The following is a 282-nucleotide window of genomic DNA, read 5'->3' on the forward strand; positions in this document are numbered from 1 at the left end:
TGGGCGATGTCATCGGCGTGCAGGTGGCGCAGGCCGTGGCCGGTGCGCTGCGGCATGCGCGCAGCGCCGGATCCGCCTTGGCGACCTACACGCTGGGCTACCGCATCGGCCTGATCCTCGCCGGCGCCGGCGCGCTGTACGTCGCCGAGTTCCTCGGCTGGCGCGAGGCGTACCTGGCAATGGCCGCCCTCATGTTGCTGCCGATCATCACCACGCTGGTGTGCCGCGAGCCGGTAGCGCCGGAGTCCACGCGCGCGACGGCTACCGCCACCCGGGCGAGAC

General features: G+C 73.0%; 1 pseudogene. It reads left to right on the forward strand.

The annotated features are described in order from the left end of the window. Window positions 1-282: pseudogene (locus tag K6753_RS14610) on the forward strand (hypothetical protein); the annotation flags it as partial.

The organism is Novilysobacter selenitireducens, assembly GCF_020026895.1.
GTDB lineage: Bacteria > Pseudomonadota > Gammaproteobacteria > Xanthomonadales > Xanthomonadaceae > Lysobacter_C > Lysobacter_C selenitireducens.